This is a genomic window from Nocardia sp. NPDC002869 (assembly GCF_046764065.1).
GTDB classification, from domain to species: Bacteria; Actinomycetota; Actinomycetes; order Mycobacteriales; family Mycobacteriaceae; genus Nocardia; species Nocardia rhamnosiphila.
The window spans coordinates 1-1,016 of record NZ_JBKOOL010000349.1; the positions used below are offsets into that span (position 1 = coordinate 1).

Annotated in this window: 2 protein-coding genes; both read right to left on the reverse strand. The window is 66.8% G+C overall.

Annotation, left to right across the window (positions count from 1 at the left end):
- Window positions 1–837 (reverse strand): FtsK/SpoIIIE domain-containing protein (locus ACLML9_RS28850; protein WP_411948443.1); only part of this gene is annotated, 837 nt, incomplete at its 3' end.
- Window positions 837–1,016, reverse strand: a 180-nt coding sequence (locus ACLML9_RS28855; protein ID WP_411948429.1) for a hypothetical protein, incomplete at its 5' end; no start/stop codon positions are given. The genes ACLML9_RS28855 and ACLML9_RS28850, both read right to left, overlap by 1 nt.

The window sequence follows — 1,016 nt, forward strand, 5'->3', positions numbered from 1 at the left end:
GTCGATGATGATGACCTTCAGCGGTTCGTCGATACTCGGCGTGAACTTGCGGATACCCGCGGCTTTGAACCGGGCCGCACGTTCCTGCATCTCCGCCTCAGCGGTTTTCAACATGGTGATGATGCCGTCAGCGGTCCACTGGAAATCAGTCCACAACCGGCCCTCACCGCGCCCGAATTCCATGCCGCCCTTGGGGTCACCGAGCAGGATGTCGACGAGTCCGGCTTTGATCGCGGGACCGAGGCCGTTCACGATCGACCACAGCACGCTGCCTTTGCCCGACTCGGTGGCGCCGGCGATGAGGATGTGGGAGTACATGACCCGCAGCCGCCAGACATCGTGGTCTTCGGTCACCCCGACCGGGACCGCTTCCAGATCCACCTCGTAGGCCAGCAGACCGGTGACCGGTGCCGGATCGGCGAGCAGGTCCACGGTGCGCAGTTCCAGGTGCACGAACCCGGGAGACGGACTGCTCACCCGGACCTCCGGAACCGCGAAGTAGGCGGCCAGAGCTTCGCGGGTGGCGTCGCTGGCCCAAGACTGGAGGGACTGGCCGCCCAGCATCTGGACCTCTACCAGCATCCCGGCATCGGTCAGCGTGGCCGTGGTGATGTTCGGGTAGCCGGTCTGCGGCGACCCCAGCCCGAGGGCAGGCCACATCAGGGCCAGCTGAGCGGAATCGGTGACGATCGAGGCAGCCGGCCCCAGTTCCACCGGAACACCAGCGCCCTGCTCCGCAGCACGGTCGATGACACCGTCGAGGCGACGCCACCGCCACATGGTGAACGCAGTTGCGGCAGCCGAGCCACCGACGATCAGCAGGTCAGGCGAGATCATCACGCCACCCCCTGACCCTGCGGCTTACCCAGGTCGCACATCAGGCGGCAACCGTGAGCGTCGGCGGGCGGCACCGGAGGCTCAGCGCAGAACATGGTGCAGTCCTTGGCCGAGAGCGGGCGGTCCTCACAGAACATCGCGCACGGAACCGGAGCCGCGACCGCATCAGCGGCAGGGAC